Annotated in this window: 2 protein-coding genes and 1 pseudogene; 1 reads left to right on the top strand and 2 read right to left on the bottom strand. The window is 74.9% G+C overall.

What is annotated here, in order from left to right; all coding sequences use genetic code 11:
- Both AB0J52_RS36025 and AB0J52_RS36020 read right to left on the bottom strand, forming a co-directional pair.
- Positions 1-867 (bottom strand): annotated as a pseudogene (locus AB0J52_RS36025) (hypothetical protein); the annotation flags it as partial.
- Positions 861-1658 (bottom strand): ABC transporter ATP-binding protein, encoded by a 798-nt coding sequence (locus AB0J52_RS36020; RefSeq protein WP_500187392.1) that lies wholly within the window; start codon positions 1656-1658, stop codon positions 861-863. The pseudogene AB0J52_RS36025 and the gene AB0J52_RS36020, both read right to left, overlap by 7 nt.
- Before the next feature lie 133 nt (positions 1659-1791).
- Between AB0J52_RS36020 and AB0J52_RS36015 the strand changes: the two genes are divergently transcribed.
- The coding region (locus AB0J52_RS36015) for a sensor domain-containing protein (RefSeq protein ID WP_500187391.1) at positions 1792-2512 on the top strand (721 nt) is incomplete at its 3' end.

Below are 2512 nucleotides of genomic sequence, written 5' to 3'. Positions count from 1 at the left end.
CGACATGCTCACCACCGGCGTCGAGCCGAGCGTCCGCAGCAGCGCCAGTTCGCGGCGGCGGCGCGCGACCGACAGGCCGAACGCGCCCGCGGTCACATAGAGGGAGACCGACGCCGACAGCAGAGCGGCGACCCCGAGGAACGACGTCAGGGACGTGAGGTCGGCGCGGTCGCGCAGCGCGCCGGGATCGGCCAGCGCACGGTCGCGGCCGGTCAGAACCCGGATACCCGGAATTCCGGCGGCGCGGTGCGCGGTGGACGGATCGGTGAGCACGAGGGCGTCAACGGCCGGCGACAACCGCGCCGCCTCCGCGTCGGCGAAGAACACCGCGTGTTCGACACCCGCCGCAGCCGCGGGTGGCCGCGCGGTTCCGACGACGGTGTACGCGCCGTCGCCACCGGCCGTGCGCACCATCACCCGCTGCCCGAGCGCGAACCCGCCGGTCACCACGATCTCGCCCGGACGTTCCGGAGCTCGCCCCGAAGCCAGGGCATAAGGAGCGAAGGCGGCCGACGACCAGCCATGTCCGACCTGGTCAGAGGGCCCGCCGGGCAGCCGCGCCGCGAAGCTCCGGTCCGGCACCGCTCCGGGGAAGCGAGCGATGACGGAGGACGGCACGGACGGCTGCTCGGCGAACGGCACGGCGGTCGGCGTCCCGTAGCGGTCCCGCAGCCGGAGGTTCGGATCGGCCTGGACGACGGCGGGTGCGGCGGCGAAACGACGCGGCAGGCGGTGCGGATCGGAGGACGCCGCCGCCAGCACCAGCGCCATCGTCGCGATCACCGCGACACCGAGCGCCAGCGCCGCCAGCGGCCCGGCGAACGCTCCCCACCGGGCCCGCATCCCTGGGACGGCGACACTCAGCACGCCGCGACCTCCCCACCCGATGCGGCGTTCCCGCCGGCCCCCAGGTCACCGGCGGTCTTCAGGTCACCGGCGGTCTCCAGGGAGGTCAGGCGGGCGGCGACGGTGGCCGCGTCGGGCCGTTCGAGGGTCCCGGCGAGGCGGCCGTCCGCCAGGAAGACGACGCGGTCGGCGTGCGCGGCCGCCACCGGGTCGTGAGTGACCATGACGATCGTCTGACCGCGATCGGTGACCAGCGTGCGCAGGATCGAGAGCACCATGCGGGAGGACGCGCTGTCCAGGGCGCCGGTCGGCTCGTCGGCGAACAGCACGCGCGGCGCGGCGACCAGCGCGCGGGCGATCGCGACGCGCTGCTGCTGCCCGCCGGACATCTCGGCGGGCCGGTGCCGGGCCCGGTCGGCGAGGCCCACGGCGGCCAGCGCGGCCCGGACGGCGTCCGCGTCGGGACGCCGCCCGGCGAGCCGCAGTGGCATCCCCACGTTCTGCTCGGCGGTCAGCGCGGGCAGCAGGTTGTAGGACTGGAAGACGAAGCCGACCGTCTCGCGCCGCAACCTGGTCAGCGCGGACTCGCGCAGCCGCGACAGGTCCTCGCCCGCGAGCGAGACCGCCCCCGCCGACGGACGCTCCAACCCGGCGGCGCACTGCAGCAGCGTCGACTTGCCCGACCCCGACGCGCCCATCACGGCTGTGAACGACCCCTCGGGGAACCCCACCGTGACCTTGTCCAGGGCGGCGACGGCACCGGGCCCGGTTCCGTAGGTCTTACTCACCGCGGTGAGCCGCACGATGTCCATGCCCGCCAGCCAACCGCCGCGGCCGGGTCCCGGTCGATCAGCCAGGCCACCGATCCGGGGTATGCCTGGCCTTACCCCCGACCGTCAGCCGAGCCGTATGGGACATCCCGAAAAGTGCTCCTATGCTGGCCGAATGGACGGGATCGCGGTCATGCGGCAGCGCGGACTCCTGCTGTCGGGACGGCCGTGGCGGTCTCTGGCGTACCTGGTGACCAGCTCGGTTCCGGGCGCGCTCGTCCTCACGGTCACCGCGGCCGTCCTGGTCGTCGGCGGAACGCTGGCCTCGGTGTTCGTGGGCCTGCCGATGCTGGCGGCGCTCGCGTTCGCGGGCATCCCGGTCGCGGCGTTCGAGCGGTGGCGGCTCCGCCTCGTGGAGTCCGAACCGGTCGCCGATCCGCACCGCCCCCTGGACCGTCCGGGCGTGGGCGGATGGCTGGCCGTCCGGGCGCGCGAGTCCGCGACCTGGCGGGAACTGGGGTTCACCCTTCTGCTGGCCACCGTGCTGTGGCCTCTCGACCTGGCCGTCGCCGCGCTCGGCATCGCGCTGCCGTTCGCGCTGCTCACCGCGTGGACGCCCGTCCTGTCCGGCGGCCGCCGCGGACTCTGGCCCGGCTTCTCGATCCATACGTTCGGGCAGGCGCTGGCGGCGCTCCCTGTCGGGATCATCCTGCTGGCGGCCGGAGCGTACCTGGTCACCGCGGTCGCGGCCGGACGCGCCGCACTGACCCGCCGGATGCTCTCCCCGCGTCCGGACGAGGCGGCCCGCCTGCTCGCGGAGGTCACCGGATCCCGCGCCCGGCTGGTCAACGCCTTCGAGGCCGAGCGCCGCCGCATCGAACGCGACCTGCACGACG

This window comes from Spirillospora sp. NPDC049652, assembly GCF_040675125.1.
Taxonomy (GTDB): domain Bacteria; phylum Actinomycetota; class Actinomycetes; order Streptosporangiales; family Streptosporangiaceae; genus Spirillospora.
Note: the sequence above shows the minus strand (reverse complement) of the source record. Positions and strands in the feature narration are given on the sequence as shown.

Excerpts from the sequence above, each read along its gene's own strand:
- AB0J52_RS36020 (WP_500187392.1), bottom strand. The coding sequence starts at position 1,658 with ATGGACATCGTGCGGCTCACCGCGGTGAGTAAGACCTACGGAACCGGG.